This window comes from Psychrobacter nivimaris (assembly GCF_904846365.1).
Taxonomy (GTDB): domain Bacteria; phylum Pseudomonadota; class Gammaproteobacteria; order Pseudomonadales; family Moraxellaceae; genus Psychrobacter; species Psychrobacter nivimaris_B.
In genome coordinates this window covers 28,353-47,885 of the sequence record NZ_CAJHAL010000022.1, presented here as the reverse complement: position 1 = coordinate 47,885, position 19,533 = coordinate 28,353, and the positions used below count along the sequence as shown (strand labels likewise).

19 protein-coding genes and 1 tRNA gene are annotated in these 19,533 nt (G+C 44.8%); 11 read left to right on the top strand and 9 right to left on the bottom strand.

Annotation, left to right across the window (positions count from 1 at the left end; genetic code table 11):
* The first annotated feature begins 136 nt into the window (after positions 1-136).
* The 6 genes from nqrM to JMX63_RS09905 all read left to right on the top strand — a co-directional run bounded on the left by nqrM (position 137) and on the right by JMX63_RS09905 (position 8,011).
* On the top strand, positions 137-382 hold the full coding sequence (gene nqrM, locus JMX63_RS09930) for a (Na+)-NQR maturation NqrM (RefSeq protein WP_057762175.1): 246 nt from the start codon (positions 137-139) through the stop codon (positions 380-382).
* Between the two features lie 395 nt (positions 383-777).
* Complete coding sequence (locus tag JMX63_RS09925) at positions 778-2,010, top strand: MFS transporter (protein WP_201572209.1); 1,233 nt, start codon at positions 778-780, stop codon at positions 2,008-2,010.
* Positions 2,011-2,323: 313 nt separating this feature from the next.
* Positions 2,324-3,178 (top strand): arylesterase, encoded by an 855-nt coding sequence (locus tag JMX63_RS09920; RefSeq protein ID WP_201572207.1) that lies wholly within the window; start codon positions 2,324-2,326, stop codon positions 3,176-3,178.
* Positions 3,179-3,203: 25 nt separating this feature from the next.
* Positions 3,204-3,923: an ABC transporter ATP-binding protein gene (locus tag JMX63_RS09915; RefSeq protein ID WP_201572205.1), complete on the top strand. Its 720-nt coding sequence runs from the start codon at positions 3,204-3,206 to the stop codon at positions 3,921-3,923.
* Positions 3,920-6,547: an ABC transporter permease gene (locus JMX63_RS09910; protein WP_227673309.1), complete on the top strand. Its 2,628-nt coding sequence runs from the start codon at positions 3,920-3,922 to the stop codon at positions 6,545-6,547. The genes JMX63_RS09915 and JMX63_RS09910 overlap by 4 nt, the downstream gene beginning before the upstream one ends.
* A gap of 126 nt (positions 6,548-6,673) precedes the next feature.
* Positions 6,674-8,011, top strand: coding sequence for a valine--pyruvate transaminase (locus tag JMX63_RS09905; protein ID WP_134292669.1), 1,338 nt, complete (start codon positions 6,674-6,676; stop codon positions 8,009-8,011).
* A 52-nt stretch (positions 8,012-8,063) separates the two neighbouring features.
* Here JMX63_RS09905 and JMX63_RS09900 read toward each other — a convergent pair whose 3' ends face one another.
* The 3 genes from JMX63_RS09900 to hisB form a co-directional block, all read right to left on the bottom strand.
* Positions 8,064-8,423, bottom strand: a complete 360-nt coding sequence (locus JMX63_RS09900) for a hypothetical protein (protein WP_227543697.1) — start codon at positions 8,421-8,423, stop codon at positions 8,064-8,066.
* Between the two features lie 213 nt (positions 8,424-8,636).
* Complete coding sequence (hisH, locus tag JMX63_RS09895) at positions 8,637-9,281, bottom strand: imidazole glycerol phosphate synthase subunit HisH (protein ID WP_134292671.1); 645 nt, start codon at positions 9,279-9,281, stop codon at positions 8,637-8,639.
* A complete protein-coding gene (hisB, locus tag JMX63_RS09890) occupies positions 9,281-9,946 on the bottom strand; it encodes an imidazoleglycerol-phosphate dehydratase HisB (RefSeq protein WP_220455963.1) in 666 nt (221 codons plus the stop codon). The genes hisH and hisB overlap by 1 nt, the downstream gene beginning before the upstream one ends.
* A gap of 374 nt (positions 9,947-10,320) precedes the next feature.
* Between hisB and JMX63_RS09885 the strand changes: the two genes are divergently transcribed.
* Both JMX63_RS09885 and JMX63_RS09880 read left to right on the top strand, forming a co-directional pair.
* Positions 10,321-10,743 (top strand): hypothetical protein, encoded by a 423-nt coding sequence (locus JMX63_RS09885; RefSeq protein WP_134292672.1) that lies wholly within the window; start codon positions 10,321-10,323, stop codon positions 10,741-10,743.
* Positions 10,744-10,865: 122 nt separating this feature from the next.
* Positions 10,866-10,941 (top strand) — tRNA-Phe (locus JMX63_RS09880).
* 124 nt (positions 10,942-11,065) lie between these two features.
* Here the strand turns inward: JMX63_RS09880 and JMX63_RS09875 are convergent.
* The gene (locus JMX63_RS09875; protein ID WP_201572204.1) at positions 11,066-11,548 is read right to left on the bottom strand and encodes a hypothetical protein; all 483 of its coding nucleotides are present in this window, start codon (positions 11,546-11,548) and stop codon (positions 11,066-11,068) included.
* A 79-nt stretch (positions 11,549-11,627) separates the two neighbouring features.
* Here JMX63_RS09875 and JMX63_RS09870 point away from each other — a divergent pair, with 79 nt between their 5' ends.
* Together JMX63_RS09870 and JMX63_RS09865 are read left to right on the top strand one after the other, a co-directional pair.
* Entirely contained in the window at positions 11,628-12,128 is a 501-nt protein-coding gene (locus JMX63_RS09870; RefSeq protein WP_201572203.1) for a DUF4385 domain-containing protein, read from the top strand.
* A 130-nt stretch (positions 12,129-12,258) separates the two neighbouring features.
* A complete protein-coding gene (locus JMX63_RS09865; protein WP_201572202.1) occupies positions 12,259-12,942 on the top strand; it encodes a phosphoglycolate phosphatase in 684 nt (227 codons plus the stop codon).
* 50 nt (positions 12,943-12,992) lie between these two features.
* Here JMX63_RS09865 and JMX63_RS09860 read toward each other — a convergent pair whose 3' ends face one another.
* Positions 12,993-14,573 carry a YifB family Mg chelatase-like AAA ATPase gene (locus JMX63_RS09860; protein ID WP_201572201.1) on the bottom strand — a complete coding sequence of 527 codons (1,581 nt, stop codon included), beginning with the start codon at positions 14,571-14,573 and terminating at the stop codon, positions 12,993-12,995.
* 430 nt (positions 14,574-15,003) lie between these two features.
* Between JMX63_RS09860 and hemN the strand changes: the two genes are divergently transcribed.
* Positions 15,004-16,482, top strand: a complete 1,479-nt coding sequence (hemN, locus tag JMX63_RS09855) for an oxygen-independent coproporphyrinogen III oxidase (protein ID WP_406947849.1) — start codon at positions 15,004-15,006, stop codon at positions 16,480-16,482.
* 78 nt (positions 16,483-16,560) lie between these two features.
* On the opposite strand, the gene JMX63_RS09850 is transcribed toward hemN, so the two are convergent.
* The 4 genes from JMX63_RS09850 to JMX63_RS09835 all read right to left on the bottom strand — a co-directional run bounded on the left by JMX63_RS09850 (position 16,561) and on the right by JMX63_RS09835 (position 19,463).
* Positions 16,561-17,421: an SPFH domain-containing protein gene (locus JMX63_RS09850; protein WP_057762202.1), complete on the bottom strand. Its 861-nt coding sequence runs from the start codon at positions 17,419-17,421 to the stop codon at positions 16,561-16,563.
* A 16-nt stretch (positions 17,422-17,437) separates the two neighbouring features.
* Positions 17,438-17,917, bottom strand: coding sequence for an NfeD family protein (locus JMX63_RS09845; protein WP_057762204.1), 480 nt, complete (start codon positions 17,915-17,917; stop codon positions 17,438-17,440).
* 210 nt (positions 17,918-18,127) lie between these two features.
* Positions 18,128-18,709, bottom strand: a complete 582-nt coding sequence (locus JMX63_RS09840) for a porin family protein (protein WP_201572199.1) — start codon at positions 18,707-18,709, stop codon at positions 18,128-18,130.
* A 214-nt stretch (positions 18,710-18,923) separates the two neighbouring features.
* A complete protein-coding gene (locus tag JMX63_RS09835) occupies positions 18,924-19,463 on the bottom strand; it encodes a porin family protein (RefSeq protein WP_201547565.1) in 540 nt (179 codons plus the stop codon).
* Positions 19,464-19,533 lie beyond the last annotated feature (70 nt).

The following is a 19,533-nucleotide window of genomic DNA, read 5'->3' as shown; positions in this document are numbered from 1 at the left end:
AGAATACGTTAACGCTCAACGAGCCGCACTAAAATTTGCTATACTATTATACAGTTGTTATTAACGGTGCTTAGCTTCCATGAACTTAGACAACACTACTAATAACTGCCCTATTTTTTAAAATGAGGTTTCCTCTATGCTTAGCCAACTGCTTCCTATGCTTGCCATTACTTTCACCGTATTTGTCCTATTCTTTATTTTTATGGGCGTCGGTTATATGGTCAAAAAAAAGCCGCTTAGAGGATCTTGTGGCGGTGTTGCCAAATTGATGGGCGACGAAAATTGCTCGTTTTGTGGTAATGATCCCAATAAGTGCGATTCATTAATCGCTGAACAGCAAGAGAATGCATTAAGAGCTGCTCAATTGGGTAAATCGGTTTAATAGCCTTTGGTTACCATACGCTGGTAGCATTTACCTGACATATGTTCTTATAATAGCGTCAAGTCATTCAGAAGTGACTTGGCGCTATTTTTATTGTGCGATAAGGCTGCTTATTTAAGATTCCTTATTACCGCCATCTCTTATCATCACGATTCTAAAGCCGTAACTCGAAGTAACCACACATATATCTTGACTAACCTGCCTGCCAATTTAGCAAAGTCAGTTAAGCAAATTGTATGTCTTACGCGCTACATATATTTTTCGGTCTCATTTAAGATATCGATTACCGTTTAGGTACGTGTCTGGGTAAATGCTCTCTGGTGTTATTTTATAAGCGGCAATTTCTTGGCGCTGTTTAATAACGTGTTCTTTTTCGCTGTCATCGTTGTGCTGCTATGTCTACCTCGTCCAATCTATCTGCTTCATCTAGCCTGCCCTCCTCACGCTTTACCTTTTGGTTGGTACTGTGTGCCATGATTCTGCTAGCAACCAATATGCGTGCGCCTATCGTCGCGCTAGGTTCTATCGCTCCAGTGGTAAAAGACGCGCTTGATATCTCTGAATTTCAGATAGGCTGGCTAGGAGCAGTGCCTATGCTGAGCTTTGCCGTTGGTGCGCTGATTTCCCCAGCAATTGGTAAGCGATTCGGACTAGAAAACACACTGATTGCCATGATTGGGCTGTTAACGGTAGGGATGATTACCCGTACCGCTATCCCGACGTGGAGTGGGTTTTTAATTGGTACTTTGCTACTTACCCTCGCCATCGGCTTCGCTAATACTTTAGCAGCACCGGTCATTAAGCAGCGTACCCCACAACATATTCCGTTGATTACAGGGTTGTTCAGTTTAACGATGACCACAGCAGCAGGTATCGTCGCAGGCGTCGTATTACCGCTATCGGAGCAAGTAGGTTGGCAGTGGGCATTAGGTGGTTGGACGATACTAGGTGTGTTTGCTTTCGTGATTTGGCTGTTCTTACGTGTACGTTTGGGTTCGTCCAATCATCAAGCAGTTATCCCTGCGGCGTTAGGTTCTTCTGATATTTCCATGTGGCGAACCACCTTTGCGTGGCAGATTGCTATTTTTATGGGATTACAGTCATTATTGTTTTATACCGTCGCCAGTTTTTTACCATCGATTTGGGTTAGTAAGGGACTATCTGCCGTCAGTGCTGGACAGATGGGTTCTGTATTCCAGTTTATGGCACCAGTTTCTATCTTAAGTTTAACTTGGCTAGTCAATCGCGGCCGCCCTATTCAAGCGCTAGCAGTGTTCGCCGCTGTGCTAAATGTCGTTGGTATATTGGGTGTCAGCTATCTATCGACTGACTTGGCATGGCTATGGTCAGGCATGATGGGCATGGGCTGTTCAGCAATTTTTACCTTAAGCATGATGCTGTTCTCTATGCGTACTTATACGACCAATCAGGCAAGTGAGCTGTCTGGTATGGCTCAAGCAGTTGGTTACGTCATTGCGTTTTTTGGCCCATTGGGTACAGGCTGGCTGCATGAAATGACTGGGAGCTGGAGTATGCCGCTTTTTATTATGTTGATACTGATGATTGTCAACGTCGTGATTGCTTGGCTTGTTAGTCGTCCAGTGATGGTCGATGGCAAATATATTTGATTGCTATAAGCCTTTGTTATTCATAAGGCCATAATTGCTAACGCGCAATAAAGCGGCTTTAAATTAACCTTAGGGCAATATAGGTCACTGTCTTATTTTGCTATAGTCAGTTCAATATAACTTAGATACTTAATATAAGCTGGATACTTAATATAAGCTGGATACTCAATATAATCTGGATAAAAGGAAGGTGAGTGACAGTACTACCAATAGTAGACTGAGCGAGCCTGACGATTCATCCGACTGATACCGTATCTGATTTAGATAGGATTTGACTATACCTTGGTTTGATTGCATATAGGACATAACACCCATGATGAATTTCCCTTCTCGTTTTGCTCAGCCCTTGCCTGCTATCGCCATGCTCGCAGCTGTAATGGCTATCAGTGGCTGTCAGAAAGATGCTGAAACCACATCTGCTACTGATACGCAGAGTACCAGTACTGAAGCGACTAACAGTCAAGCCAGCACTGCTCCAGTAGCAGCTGAAACCGCAGCAACAACTGATCAACAGGTCAAATCCTCATCACTTACTATTTTAGCGCTTGGTGACTCCCTGACAGAAGGTCTGGGAGTGGACAAAGACGACAACTATCCTGCTCAGTTAGAAGATCGTCTGCAAGAGATGGGCTACGCTAATGCCAAGGTTATCAACTCAGGTCTAAGCGGTGAAACCAGTACGGGATTGGTCAATCGATTGGACTGGGTGTCGCAAACCAAACCCGACATCACTATATTGACCATCGGTGCTAACGATGCGATACGTGGTATCGATGTGGCGACAATTGAAGCCAATATCCGTACGGCTGTTAAACGTTTGCAAGACAATGGCAGTGTCGTCATTTTGGGCGGGATGTCGATCTATGATAACTTGGGCGATGACTACGTTGCCGCGTTCTCAGACATTTATCCTCGCGTCGCGAAAGACATGAGCGTTCCTCTGATACCATTCTTTTTGGAGGGTGTCGGCGGTGAGGCTGAGCTCAACCAAGCAGATGCCATTCACCCAACCAAAGAAGGCTACACCATCATCGTCAATGACAATATCTTACCTATTCTAGAGCCTAAATTAAATGAGTTAAAAGAGCTAAAAACAACCGATACAGAGAATACGGCTGAAACCGTTCAAGCCGAAACGACAAAAAATACGCCAAATGAGACTACTTAACGAGACCATTTAACGAGACACGGTAATGACATCATCATCTTCGACTGCCACAGCAACGCCACAAGCAGACGCTAAGACACCAGCCCTACTGACTGCCTCACAGCTAAACAAAACCGTGCAAGTCGGTGAGCAAAAATTGTCTATCATCAAGGACGTCGATATATACGTCAACGCTGGCGAGTTTGTGGTCATTATGGGTAAATCAGGCTCGGGCAAATCCACCTTACTAGGATTGCTCGCAGCACTAGACTATCCCGATAGTGGTACGGTGTCGCTGGCAGATCAAACGCTCAGCAGTCTTGATGAAGACTCACTTGCGGTCATTCGACAGCGTGATATGGGCTTTGTCTTTCAGTCATTTCATCTACTGCCGACCCTAACTGTCGCCGAAAACATCGCCTTTCCTCTTGATATCGCAAGGCGTCCAAACCCAGCAAGAGTCCACGAGCTGATCGATGCGGTTGATTTGGGTCATCGCCGTCACAGCTTACCCAATCAGTTATCTGGTGGTGAGCAGCAGCGTACAGCGGTGGCACGAGCGCTAGTATCGCATCCTAAAATTGTCTTTGCCGATGAGCCAACGGGTAATTTGGATGAGCAAAATGCCGATCAAGTCATGCAGTTGTTATTGGACTTACGCCAGCAGGTTGGCTCGGCACTGGTGGTCGTGACTCACGATCCTGCGCTTGCCGAGATGGCAGATCGCGTCATCACCATGCATGACGGACGGATTGTACCGACATGAATGAAAAGCTGACAGACAACACATCGACTGATATAAAAAAGACTGATACCAGTATGCGTCAAGAGACCAGTTATTCTAGCGGTATCCTCAATCAACTTTTCACCAAAACACTAGGCTCGCAAGCACTCAGCCGTAGCTGGTGGCAGCGCTGGGTGTATCCAGTGTTGTTTCTACTCACATTGACCTTGTCACTTGCAACCTACCTAACCCTCGACTCTGTGCAGCAGTCTGTCGATCGTTATATCAATGACAATCAGCGCGCACTCGTTGGTGGGGATTTGATTTTAAACAGTAAGCAAGACTGGCCAAGCGAGGTACTAGCGCAAGTAGAAACGATTCCCGATACGCAGATCGTATATGATTATCAGTTTAGTGCCATGCTCGTCACCGATGAGCAAACTTTGCTTGCCAGCGTCAAAGCCGTCACACCGTCTTACCCTTTGTACGGTACCGCTGAGCTTGCCTCAGGAAAGCCGCTGTGGGAGCAACTAACTGCTGACAATATCGTGGTCGCCCCAGAAGTGCTCAGTAGCCTAAATGCTAGTGTCGGCGACCGTATCGACATTGGCGATGCGCAGTTTACGATCAGTGATGTGCTGACCAAAGAGCCTGACAGACCTTTGACCGCCTTTGGTTTTGGCGGACGTGTCTTAATGAAACAAGATGCGTTAGAATCGACCAATCTATTGGGTCAGCGCAGCCGCATAAACTATCGTATTGAAATGGCAGGTGACCCAGAGCTGATAAGCACGCAGCGTAAAAAGCTCACAGGTATACTGACCAGTTATCCCGATATCGAGCTCTCTGATGCAGAGTCCGCAGATACTTCTGTCTCGCGCATCTCTGATAATGTGCTGATGTTCTTAAAGCTACTAGTCATCGCGGTGTTGCTACTATCTGCGGTCGCCATGTACGGCGTCATTAGCGCCTTTGTCAGCAAGCAGCAGTCCAATAACGCCATTCGCTTGGCGTTAGGCGAACCGCTTGGCTCACTCAAACGTAGCTACTATCAGCTACTTATAGTCACGACTGTCATTGCTTGTATCGCAGCAGTTGCCCTGAGTCTGGGCTTGCTCAAAATAGGCCAGCCGTATCTGGTGGCTATCTTACCTGCCGATGTGGGTCTAGCCATAAATCCAATCAGTGCTATCAAAACTATTGTGATTGCTTTAGCCCTGACGCTACTGATTGCGCAGCGTGGTCTCAGCGCGCTTAACACAACCAAACCGGCTACCCTACTCAATCAAGGGGCGAGCACGCAAGCACAAAACTTGCCTTGGTATCGACGCGTACCGTTACTATGGTATGGCTTGGTGCTGGCAGGACTGTATGCTTTCTTTGCTTATGAAGTTGGCTCACTGTCATTAGGCCCACAGCTATTGGGCAGCTTGATTGGCTTTGTGGCGATATTTTGGCTATTGGCGCGTGGGTGGCTCTGGCTGCTTAACAAGTTGGCAAGCAATACTAAGGTCAGTTGGATGCAGCGTATTGCCATCCATAACCTTGCGCGTAAAGGCAACCAATCAGCGTTGTTCTTTGTCACCTTATCACTATCGGTGGCGGTGCTGACGCTTATCACCACACTCAATCACAGTATCAATGCGCAGTTTATCAATGCCTATCCTGAAGACGCGCCCAATTTATTTTTGCTCGATGTGCAGAGCGATCAGCATAACGATATTGATGCGATCATTGAGGCGCCCGTCACTTATTATCCCGTCATTCGTGCGCGTGTGGAGACAGCAAATGATGTAGCGGCAAAAGATATCGAGCCTGCTGATGGCTTTGATGATCCTACGCGTGTCTTTAACTTGAGCTATGCCGATACGGTCATGGAGACAGAATACATCACTGAATCGCTCACAGACGACGCGCTATATACCCCTATCGATGCGACAAATGAGCAAATCAAACCTTTATCTATCTTGGACACTGCCGCAGGTATGCTCAATGTCGGTATGGGCGATCAGGTGCGCTTTAACATTCAAGGTATCGAAATTATCGGGCAGATCACCAGTATTCGCACGCGCTATGAGCGTGGCCCAAGCCCGTATTTCTACTTCTTGTTTGAGCCGTCCGTGCTGTCCGCTGCCCCGCAGATTCAATTTGCTACTGCACATGTGTCAGAGAGTGCCATTCCAGAACTGCAAGGCAAACTGGTACGCGAGTTCCCTGCTGTCACTACGATTGATGGGACGGCTATTGCGAAGCAAATCCAAGAGCTGGTGGTACAAATGAGCCGCTTGGTCTATGTGTTTACCTTGCTTGCTCTACTCACTGGCGTCATGGTGCTGATCAGCTCGCTGCTGTCCACTTCACAAGATCGCATGAAAGATAGCGCGTCATTTAGACTGCTCGGTATGCAAAAGCGTGACCTATATATGCTCAATATCCTAGAGTTGGGCGTGCTTGGGATTAGCGCGGCGACCTTTGCCGTGGTTATCGCTAGCGTTGGCGCATGGGCGGCTATCACGCAGTGGTTTAATTTACAATTTAGTGTGCCGTGGACGAGCTTGGCGATTGGCGGTGCCGCGTTAGTCGTCTTGCTGTTTGCCATTGCCATTATTTATGTAAGATTGGTGATTGGGCGCGGGATTATGGCAAGGGTACGGGCGATGATTTAGCAATAGTTTATTTTACGATTCCAACTCGTTTAAAACTGTCTATTTGCTATACTAACGCCCATATTGTCATTAGGGGTATGCGTGCCTATACCTCATTAACACCCTCCCAAACAGCATGGTAGCCTTATGAAATTCTCAAAGTTCGGTCAAAAATTTACCCAGCCCACTGGCATCTCACAATTGATGGATGATCTGGGCGATGCGCTAAAAAGCGATCAGCCTGTCAATATGCTGGGCGGTGGTAACCCTGCCAAAATTGATGCCGTTAATGAGTTATTTTTGGAAACCTATAAGGCGCTGGGTGTTGATAATGATGCAGGCGAAGCCAATAGTAGCGCGATTATCAGCATGGCGAACTACTCTAATCCACAAGGTGATGCCGCCTTTATCGATGCGTTGGTTGGCTTCTTTAACCGTCATTATGATTGGAACCTCACCTCAGAAAACATCGCCCTGACCAATGGCTCACAGAATGCGTTCTTCTATTTGTTTAATCTGTTTGGCGGCGCTTTCGTTGATGAAAACAGTCAAGATGAAAAGAACCAGTCTGTCGACAAGTCCATTCTATTGCCACTGACCCCTGAGTATATTGGCTATAGCGATGTGCATGTGGAAGGTCAGCATTTCACCGCCGTATTACCGCATATCGATGAAGTGACTCATGATGGCGAGGAAGGCTTCTTTAAATATCGTGTGGATTTTGACGCATTAGAGAACTTGCCAGCACTAAAAGAAGGTCGTATCGGCGCGATTTGCTGCTCACGTCCGACCAATCCAACTGGTAACGTGCTAACTGATGACGAAATGGCGCATTTGGCTGAGATTGCCAAACGTTATGACATACCTCTCATCATTGATAATGCCTACGGTATGCCTTTCCCCAATATCATTTACTCTGACGCACACCTGAATTGGGATAATAATACGATTCTTTGCTTTAGCCTATCGAAAATTGGCTTGCCCGGTATGCGTACGGGTATTATCGTGGCTGATGCTAAAGTAATCGAAGCGGTCAGCGCGATGAATGCAGTGGTTAACCTAGCGCCGACACGCTTTGGTGCGGCGATTGCCACGCCATTGGTAGAAAACGATCGTATAAAGCAATTATCTGATAACGACATCAAGCCGTTTTATCAAAAGCAGGCGACCCTTGCCGTGAAGCTGTTGAAAGAAGCCTTGGGCGACTATCCGTTGGTCATTCATAAACCTGAAGGCGCGATATTCTTATGGCTATGGTTTAAAGACTTGCCGATTAGCACCCTTGAGCTGTACGAGCGCCTCAAAGAAAAAGGCACCTTGATTGTGCCAAGCGAGTACTTCTTCCCCGGTGTCGACGTTAGCGATTATCAGCATGCGCACGAGTGTATTCGTATGAGTATCGCGGCTGACGAGCAGACGCTAACTGATGGCATTAAGGCCATTGGTGAAGTCGTACGTGAGCTGTATGATGAGGCCAAAAAATAAGATGAGCTACTAGAATTATAAATTCAAATAGCAAAACGAAAAAACGGACTAATTAATAGTCCGTTTTTTTATGGCGCTTGGTCAATGAAGTCGATTTATTGGTTGGTCGAAAGATAGTCGTCCACTTATTCAGCGCAAAGAGCACATATGGCAGCATACACGTATTAATCAAATCACGGATACTTGCGAGTATTTGATCACGGCTCAAGCCTGCCAAGCCAAGCGATTCAATCGTATCTCGATTATCCAAATACTCACCCAACAGCGCAATGCAAGTTACGACGATCAATGCGATAAATGACCGAATACCTTGGCTTTTGATAATAGGACGCAGCGCAACCAGACACAGCAGATAAACACCAACACCGACATAGATATGTAAGGCATCTTTAGCAAGGCCCGTTGTTTCCATAACATTCATTTTAAAGGCAGTAAAATCCACTGAGATATTCCAAATATAAGCGAGTAGAAAATAACTGAGCGTATCACTAAACCATGATGGCTAAACTATAATAGCTAAAGAATGGCAGCTACAAAGTGATGGCTGAGCATAAAAAAGGCAGATTATACAATTGATAATCTACCTTCTACTAAATTAAATATTCACTTCACGTTGATCAACTACTTACACATTCCACTCTACGAAGTTTTTGAGCAGTTGCAAGCCAGCAGTATGGCTCTTTTCTGGATGGAACTGGGTAGCAAATAGATTGTCTTGGATCACACTGGCGCAGAACGGTTGACCATAGTCACATACCGCCGCTACTTGTGAGCTATCAGCAGGATCACAGTAATAACTATGCACAAAGTAAAAGTGCGCATTGTCTTCGATACCGTGCCATAGCGGATGGTCAAAATCCATACCGCTAATGGTATTCCAGCCCATATGCGGTACTTTTATCGTTGCGCCCTGCTTGTCTTTCCACGTAGGGTCAAACGCTTCTACAGTGCCGTTTAAGATGCCTAGGCAGTCCGTGCCACCATTTTCAGCTGACTGCTCAAACAACGCCTGCATGCCCACACAGATGGCCATAACGGGCTTGTTAAACACTGCATGGCGTATGACCTCATCAATGCCTGCTTCATGCATGCCAGCGATACAATCACGCATCGCACCCACACCAGGGAAAACGATTTTATCAGCCGCCGCAACGACTTTTGGATCATTGGTGATAGAGACTTCTGCCCCGACTACCGATAGGGCCTTGCTAGCAGAGTGCAGGTTGCCCATACCATAATCTAATAGTGCTACTTTCGTCACTTTAGCCATTAAAACGCCTCTTTGGTCGATGGCAAGGTGTTCAACGCACGCTCATCGTACTCACAGGCCATACGTAACGCACGAGCAAAGGCTTTAAAGGTTGATTCGATCTGATGATGGCTGTTTTTGCCTTTTAGATTGTCCAAATGCACGGTCATCCACGAGTGATTGACGAATCCGTAAAAGAACTCACTGAATAAATCCACATCGAAACGGCCGACGTGCGAACGTGTAAAAGGAATGTCCATATGCAAACCAGGACGCCCTGACAGATCGACGACAGCACGGGTCAATGACTCATCTAGCGGCGCATAGAAATGCCCATAACGACGAATGCCTTTCTTGTCACCCAATGCTTTATTGAACGCTTGGCCAAGGGTAATACCAGTGTCTTCAACGCTATGATGGTCATCAATAAACGTATCACCGGTACATTTGATATCTAAGTCAAACAAACCGTGACGCTTGATTTGATCAATCATATGATCCAAAAATGGCACACCAGTGTCTACCGTACCTTTACCTGTACCATCTAAATTAACGGTACAGGTGATTTGCGTTTCGGCAGTGATACGCTCAACGGTCGCGATACGTTCAGGGCGACCATATAGATTTACGTTTTTTGACTCAGTTTGCTCAGGTGTGGCAGCAGTCGTCGTTGCATTGGCTGTCATGGCTACTCTCTATCAGTTTTTATCAGTGAAAAGCGGTCAATAAATAAGGCAAAAACCTGCCCAAAATATTTTACTATTGTCTGGGTCAGACCTTAGCAGAAAATGATATATACAAAAGATATCAACATATTAGGGTTTATACATACTAAATATTATATAGCCTCATCATAGCAAACCCTAACATTTACTGCCACGACCAAGCGGTAAACCACGCACAAAATCACGTCATTCTGCTAAAATAGTGTGTTCAGTATTATCAATCATGACTCGCGCTGACTTTGAAGACCCTTACTTACGGCACTGCACGCTATGACATCGTGCTGTCTCATATTGCTAATTTATACTGTAGAAACCCTCTATTTATAGGAACTGCTATGCCTTTAGAAGCGATCGCCATTAATAGTTTGGATGCGCCACTTATCAAAAAACCTGTTCGCGACAATGAGCTAGCAGAGCGCTTGCAAGCGTTGTACGATAGTGATGATGCACAGCCTGACGGTCTCGAGGTATTAAATATCGTTGAGCAAGGGTTTAAACGTGGACAGTACCTCTATGTCGGGATGTTCAATGATAAGCCTATCGCTGCGGTCGCCTGCTTCGATGATGGGCAGACCAATGCTAAACGCCTACAATATCTCACGGTGCATCCAGAGAACCGTAAACGTGCTATCGATGCCAAGTTTATTAAACTGGTCTATGATTGCGAAGTTAGAAAAGGCGTACGTGAATTTGTCCCTGCTGACGCTGATATTCACCGTATCATGAGTGAGTACGAACTGTTACGTGTAAAAGACTAAACTGAGCGATAAAACGGTTAATTTTGCCAATATCTAATTATTTATCGCCTTTTATTCGATAAAATGCAAAAATTGCTTGACAGCTGAGCCTATATTTAGTTTAATAGCGCCTCAACGAAGACGGCTCGATAGCTCAGTAGGTAGAGCAACGGATTGAAAATCCGTGTGTCGGCAGTTCGATCCTGCCTCGAGCCACCATTCGTTAATAGAATTCTAAAAAGCCCTGAACAGCAATGTTCGGGGCTTTTTTTATGTTTGAATTTTACCGTATTCTTTAGCGTTTATTCTATTCATGCATTGTTCTTATTCGTAGAGCCGACCACTATTCGTACAACCGACCACGTAAGAGTAAATTACAGCGCTCACGCGAATCCAAGTCGTATATAGTTGCGCGGTAATCAATACCGTGACGCCCTTCAAAAAATATCACTCGGTCGCCTACTGCCAAAAAACAAGACGTGCGTGCATCATAGATAAAGCCATCTATCACAAATGCCAAATCGCGATCTATCTCGCGTACCGTATAAGTCTCCCCTTGCGGAATCAAACGTTCAAACCACGCGCTATGGGCAGTCGTATTGGCTAGCACACTTGTCGTTAGCAATAGCCATGCCACCAGTATATTTTTGGGTAATCGCAAACGGCTGAGCTCATTTACACTTATCTTATTTCTCAACATAACATCTCTCGTAGCATTGTATTTATCATACTCATAGTCTTCATACCTCTCACAGCTAACCTTACCATAACCATTTTCGCTCATCGCTTCTAATGCTAAATACCTACTGTCACGGTTGCATAACATTTTTGTGCTTTTTTCTAAACAGCTTGGCTAAGTATACTCAATAACCATCTACGCTAGATAAAAATAATAGGTCATACATATGAGAGAGTTTGATTACGACTTGGATTATAAGAGTTTGGATTTGCGCGCTCAGCCTGAGTTGTACCGTGTTGGTCGCGGTGAACAAGGCGTATTACTGATAGAGCCTTATAAGTCTGAGATTTTACCTCATTGGCGTTTTGCGACTCCCGATATCGCCCGCGAGAGTAGTGAAGCTATCTATCAGATGTTTTTAGATTACTTGGCTGACGATGACTTCGTCGGCGCAGATATGGCACGCAAGTTTATACAAATGGGCTATACTCGCGCTCGTCGCTATGCCAATCATAAAGGTGGTAAAAAATATAAAGGCGCAGTACCTGATGATAAGAAAGGTCAAAGCGGCGCTCATGGCCGCGAAGAGTTGCCACGACAAGAGGAAGATCCAGTCAAAGCAGAATCCGCACGAATCTTTAAAGTTAAATGGGATGAGTGCCGAGAGAACGAAGATTATTTAAGAATGAAGAAAGAGCATCGTGAACGCTATAAAGATGTCGAATAGTTGCTAATGCTCAAGACATTTGCTCAAGACATTAAGCACAACAGGTAACTAAATTGACTGGTCTCAAAACGCTACTGTGCTAAGGTATGCTCAACATAATAAATATAACGATTTCCAATAGTGAGGAATAATGAATAAGCAGCTTTTAATTTTTGATTTTGATGGAACACTCATTGATAGCGTACCTGATTTAGCCGACGCAACCAACGCCATGCTAACCACATTGGGTAAAGACACCTACCCTATCGAGACGATACGCAATTGGATAGGAAATGGTTCACGCCTGCTCGTAGAGCGCGCTTTGGTTGGTAAAGTGGAAGTAGCAGATGGCGAGCTAACGGTTGAGGAAGCCGATCATGCAGAGCAAATATTTTTTGAGGCTTATAAGAATCTTAGTGGTAGCAAAACCGTTGCCTATCCAGGTGTCGATGACGGACTAAAACGACTGCACGCTGCTGGCTATACGCTTGCTTTAGTCACTAATAAACCCATTCGATTTGTACCGAAGATATTGCAGTCGTTTGGCTGGCAAGATTTGTTTAGCGAAGTGATGGGCGGCGACAGTTTATCTGTCAAAAAACCAGATCCAGCGCCCCTACTGCATGTCTGTGAGACTCTCAATATCAGTGTCGAGCAAGCAGTGATGATTGGAGACTCTAGAAACGATATGTTGGCTGGACAGAACGCCAATATGGACACGCTCGGCCTGTCTTATGGTTATAACTACGGCCAAGATATTCGCGAATTAAATCCGACTGAGGCATTTGATCACTTTGCTGACTTGGTTGCTTGGATTATGAAAGATAAAGCCTAGTCTATAAAGAATTTATCAAATCATCATAGTGTAACTTGCTCAAACAGAGATTACGCTTTACTGCGATAGCTCAGCGCCTCAGATACGTGGGCGCTGTTGATATCGGTACTGTTAGCCAAATCAGCGATTGTACGCGCAACCCGTAATACTCGGTGGTAGCCACGCGCTGACAAATTTAGACGCTGCTGAGCAAGTTGCAATAACTGCTTTTCATTGTCGCCTAGCTGGATATATTCATCGATTTCGCTAGGGCTAAGCTCATTATTAACCTTTTGCTGGCGCTGCATTTGATGCTGGTGCGCGACTACTACGCGAGCCCGTACTTGCTTGGAGGTTTCACCTACCTGACTATTCTGCAGATCGGCAATCGGTAACGCAGGCACGGTGATATGCAAATCAATACGATCTAAGAGAGGACCAGATAACTTATCTTGATAGCGTTTGATCTGCTCAGGTCGACAGCGACAACGTCCTGATGTATCGCCATCATAGCCACATGGGCAAGGGTTCATCGCGGCAACCAGTTGAAAATTCGCCGGAAAAGTCATCTGAGAGTTAGCGCGACTAATAGTGATTTGTTTGGCTTCTAATGGCTGACGCAATACTTCCAGTACGCTTCGATCAAACTCAGGTAACTCATCTAGAAATAACACGCCTTTATTAGCTAGTGTAATTTCACCCGGTTTCGGCCGTGAGCCACCACCGACCAACGCCACAGCTGATATCGTATGGTGTACTTGTCTGAATGGCCGCGTCCCATAGTCATAGTCGCTGTCTGCCACTGAGTAGGTACTGGCAACTTCTAGCGCATCCTCATCACTCAAGTCTGGCAATATCGTCGGCAAACGTGATGCCATGAGCGTCTTACCTGACCCCGGTGGCCCTGTAAATAACAATGAATGACCACCCGCAGCGGCAATCTCTAACGCGCGCCGAGCATGGTGCTGTCCTTTGACGTCAGCTAAATCCACTTGATAGCCAACATGCTGCTGTGCAGGACTTGGCTGTACTACGGCTAAACTCTCATAGCTTGCACCTGGGTCAACGAGCGACTGCAGATGGTCGCAAACTGCTTTTAGACTCTGAGCAGCTAGTATCGTTACGCCATCAACGCGGCTGGCCTCATGACCATTATCAATCGGCACGATCAGTTGCGGTGTTATCGGCGGTGAGTTATCGGGATTATTTTGCTCTTGGTCACTCGCTGCTACTTGCGACAATGCTAATGCTAGTTTTTCCGCTTTGATTGCACGTGCAACTGCCAAACTACCGGTTACTTGTCGCAATTGACCATTGAGCGCTAACTCGCCAATAAACTCATATCCTGATAGTACCTCTGGCTCAAGCTGTCCGCTTGCTGCCAGTATACCAATAGCAATTGGTAAGTCTAAACGCGCGCCATCTTTAGGTAGATCAGCAGGGGCTAAATTGATCGTGAGGCGGCGATTAGGAAACTGGAAACCTGAATTGAGAATGGCGGAGCGCACCCTGTCTTTACTCTCACGCACGGCGGCCTCAGGTAGCCCAACGATGGTCAATGCAGGCAGTCCTTGCGATAGATGCACCTCAATGATGACCTTGGGAGCATGCAGACCAACCACCGAACGGGTATAGACTTGGGCAAACGACATCAGCATCTTCCTAATACAGAGTGTCATTGATAATAAAGTATTATTTATCAACGCGCAAATGTCGTGTTTTATTGCTGGTGTAGAGAGAGTCACCACAACCTCAGCGTCGTTCTGAGGTTTTTTATGTGTAAATAACGCTCTACTTCAATAATTAAGAATACTCACCGACCACCCCACTGCTAACAAGGATTTGTTATACTATCTATTATACATTTAGCGATACATACTGCTGCCAATGATGTATTCAAAATTTATTATCAACCAGTCGTAAAGTTGAAAAATGAACATTAAATTCGAAATCATTGTCAATCCAGAAACCAGCAGTATCTAGAGTAAAAACGAGGAATATGGCATGACAGACTATTCAAAACAGAACACTCAGCAGCCCTACAACCGTGCGGACGAGCCGCCCACGACTGTGCGCCCTGTTATGCAACCTGACAATCCTTATGCCAGTACACGCGGCAGCATTACTAGCAAGCAGCTACCAGCATTTGATGAGGCAATCATCAATAAGTACAATCGCTCAGGGCCACGTTATACCTCTTATCCAACTGCTTTAGAATTTACTCCAATACCGGATAGCTTTGAGGCTATCGGTCTTGAGACGAAAATCCTGCAGAAACGTGAAGAGCGTGCTCCCTTATCGCTATATTTTCATATTCCGTTCTGTCGCCACCTTTGCTACTACTGTGCTTGTAATAAGATTATTACCAAAAAAAATAGCGACTCTGGCGATTACTTGCAGTATTTAATCGCTGAAATTACGCATAAGCGCCGCTTGTTATCTACGCCTGAAGGCAGCGACAAACCATTAGTCAAACAGCTACATTTAGGCGGTGGTACACCAACGTTTTTGCGTGACGAAGAAATGGTGCAATTATGGGAGTTTCTACAGGCTCAGTTTGATTTTTTGCCAGAAGATGAAGGTGACTACTCTATCGAAATTGATCCTCGTGAGCTGAGTGAAAACACTCTGAAAATATTGCGTAATCTCGGTTTCAACCGTATCAGCTTAGGCGTGCAGGACTTGGATGAAACGGTGCAAATCGCCGTTAATCGTGTACATTCAGCAGAGATTATTGAAACCGTGCTAACAGAAGCACGTGAGCTTGGTTTTCGCTCTATCAATATTGATTTGATTTATGGTTTGCCGCATCAAACACCTGATACGTTGGACAAAACTGTAAATCGTATTATCGAGATGTCACCAGACCGCCTATCGGTCTTTAACTATGCGCATTTGCCTGAGCGATTTAAAGCCCAACGTCAGATAAAAGATGAAGACTTGCCCAGCCCAGCTGCCAAACTGACGATGCTCGGCAATACTGTCAACACATTGACCGAAGCCGGTTATCAATATATCGGTATCGATCACTTTGCCAAACCTGATGACGAGTTGGCTATCGCCCAGCGTGAGGGTAAATTACATCGTAACTTTCAGGGTTACACCATCATGGGTGATTGTGACTTATTAGGCTTTGGTGTCTCATCAATCAGTCAGATTTCTAATGCCAATACGCGCTATATGTTGCAAAACGATACTGATCTACAGAGCTATCAAGCCAAGATTGATATGGCGAAAATCAATCCAACTGTCATGCCTGCAGTAAAGTACATTAAAACCTCTATTAAGGATCGCTTGCGTGAATATGTCATCATGAACCTACTGTGTCATGACTATCTCGATTTTAAAGATGTGAATCAAAAATTTGGTATCGATGCCATCACCTATTTTATTAGTGAGATTCAGCAGTTGGGCGCTATGCAAGACGACAGATTGATAGATATGGATGCAGCAGGTATTCGCGTCTTACCCAGAGGTCGCTTGCTTGGCCGTAACGTCGCCATGGTATTTGATGAATACTTGGACAAGAAACATCAAAACCGCTTTTCAAAAGTTATCTAAGCTAGCGAAACTTTAGTCCAATTAATACACATAAAAAAGACCTCAAGCGAGGTCTTTTTTTAATATTGCTATGACTTTTTACACTTTTAATTTATCACCGACCATACCTTTTACAGTGCTTAAGATATCTGCTGGTAATACCACCATTTTGGAGTTATCAGATTCAGCCAACTCTCGTATCGCTTTGATATACTGTTCACCCAGCAAGTATACGATCGGCATCTCTTCCTCGCCCATCGCACTAGTAATCAAACGAATCGACTCTTCAGAACCTCTGGCTAGTACCACCTGCGCTTCAGCATCACGGCGTGAAGCTTCCAAGCGACCATCCGCTTCTAAGATAGCAGCTTGCTTTTGACCATCAGCACGGGTCACGGTCGCACGGCGCAAACGTTCTGCCGCTGCCTGCTCTTCCATGGATGCTTGCATGGTCTGCGAAGGATTAATATCTTGAATCTCTACTGTCTTAAGGGTAATACCCCAATCCGCAATATCTTCTGAAATTGCATGTTTTAGCTTGGTTTTGATCTCGTCACGACTGGACAATGCACTATCAAGATCCATCTCACCAATGATCGAACGCAATGACGTTTGTACCAGATTACGGATACCGTACTCATAATCTTCGATACCATAGACCGCCTTATCAGGACGCACGATATTAATATAAGCGACAGCATTTGCAATAATAACGACGTTGTCACGAGTAATGACTTCTTGTGACGGGATATCGAGTACGATGTCCTTAGTCGTTACTTTATAAGCCACATCATCTACATAAGGGATGATGAGGTTGAGTCCAGGCTCTAGCGTTTGGCTATACTTACCCAGTCGCTGCACCACCCATTTATAACCTTGCGGTACAATACGTACACCTTTAAACACGGTGAATACCACCAGAGCAATCAATACCACCATGACAATACTAAAGCTTTCCATAACTCATCCCTTATTATTATACCTGCATACTTTTATGCATCGCTGCCTGCGCTTTTGTACTGCTCACAATCAGCTCATTACCCACGATATCCGTCACTACCACTCTATCGCCGATTGCTACCTGCTCCCCTCTCGTACGGCACATCCATTCAGCCGCACCAACGATAGGAACACTAAATCTAACCGTGCCAGCTTTATCTAGCTGCGGTGACACGATAATCATGCCGACTTCACCAACTATGACACTACCGCCTAGCCCAGCTTTGGTACGATCTACGGACAACGGTTTGATAAACTTGAACCAAGCCAGCAAAAACACAGCAGAGAGCACTAACCAGACAATAATCTGAACAGAGACAGAAATAGGCAACAGCCATGATAGCGCTGCAACGATGATGGCAGCGGCACCAAACCACAGACTGGCAAACGTCGGTACAAACATCTCAACGATTAGTAATAAGAAGCCCAGTACTAACCAATGCCAAGGTTCAATCATCCAAAGTATCTCCATCCTTGCCACCATTCCTATCTTTATCATTCCAGTTTTTAATGTAGCACATTTTTAAGGATAACAACGCTTTAACGATAATGATATATTATCGGTGAGCTACTTATAAATTATTACCCTAAAAGCCCCATCATAAATTTTAAGCAAAAAAAACGACCACTTAAAGTGATCGTTCTATTGACTAACTCTAACTCTATACTAGAATTTAAAATGGGCACCTAGAGTAATGCCGCTTGCATCAAAATCATCGCCTTCTACATCTATAGAAGGATAATAGTTGTACATGACTTCGGTAGAGACCATAGGAGTGAAGTTATAGCCTAAACCCAAGCCACCAGCTATACCTGTTTCTGAGTAGCTATCATCTGCACTAAACTCAGAATCTTCTTTGTCAGTATATTCTAAATCTAATTCATTCTTTGCTATTCCTAAACGACCTTTTGCATAAAGTGTAGTATTTGGAAATGCATAATCATAAGTTGCATATAAACCGTATACATCAGCGCTGTATTCTAGCTTTTCGAATGCATCATTGAAAACTTCTTCATCGCTAGTTGTCAAATATTCAGCTTCAATACCTATCTCTGGAGCAAACTTGTATCCCCCATAAACTCCATATGATACCGCATCATCAAGGTCAACTGCATCTACATCTGGGTTGTACTGGCCTACTTTCGCACCAGCATACGGTTGGCCTGCATAATTAACAGCTGCTTGTGCGCTCATCGTCATTACTGAACTAGCGATTACTGCGATTAAGGCCTTTTGTAGATTTTTCATAGATTTTCTCAACTTTATGTTTAGTAGAAAAACAACTTTCTAGTTATCAGATTTTACTGAACTATTTTTCACTAGATAGCGGTGTCAGTATCATACCAAACTGTTTGATAAAGTAAACATATGTTTTATATAATTTTAAGCAAAAAAAAACGACCACTTAAAGTGATCGTTTCTTTATTATAGCTGTTTAGCTAAAAGCTTATTTTCTAAGTAATTAGAATTTTAGCTGTGCGCCAACAGTCATAAGATCAGCGTCGCTACCTAGCATGTCGTATTCAGCTTCAACACTGAAGTCAGAGTTTACTGCGTAACCAAGACCTACACCACCAGCGATGTTAGTGTCGTCGTCTGAGAAGTCAGAAGCACCAGCAAAGTTAGTGTTGTTAGCTTCTACTTCAGTTTTTGCAACACCTAGCTTACCTTTTGCGTATAAGCCGCTATTTGGGAATGCATAACGGTAAGTACCATAAGCACCGTATGTCTTAGCATCGATGTCGCCGCCTCTATAGTCAGCATCATCTGAACCTACGTATTCTGCTTCAATACCGAAGTTAGGATCAAAGTTATAACCAGCAGTTACACCGTATGCAGTTGGGTCATCAGCGCCATCAACATCTAGATCGAACTGACCAACTTTAGCAGCAACATATGGCTGACCTGTGTAGCCGTTGCCATAGTTAACAGCAGCTTGTGCACCTACAGAAAGTAAAGAACCAGTTGCTAGTGCAAGTATTGTTTTTTGTAGAGTTTTCATTATTAGCTCCTTGAAAGAAATTTGGACAAACAAGTTATTTATTTATATTGGCCTTGTGGCCCTATCGCCT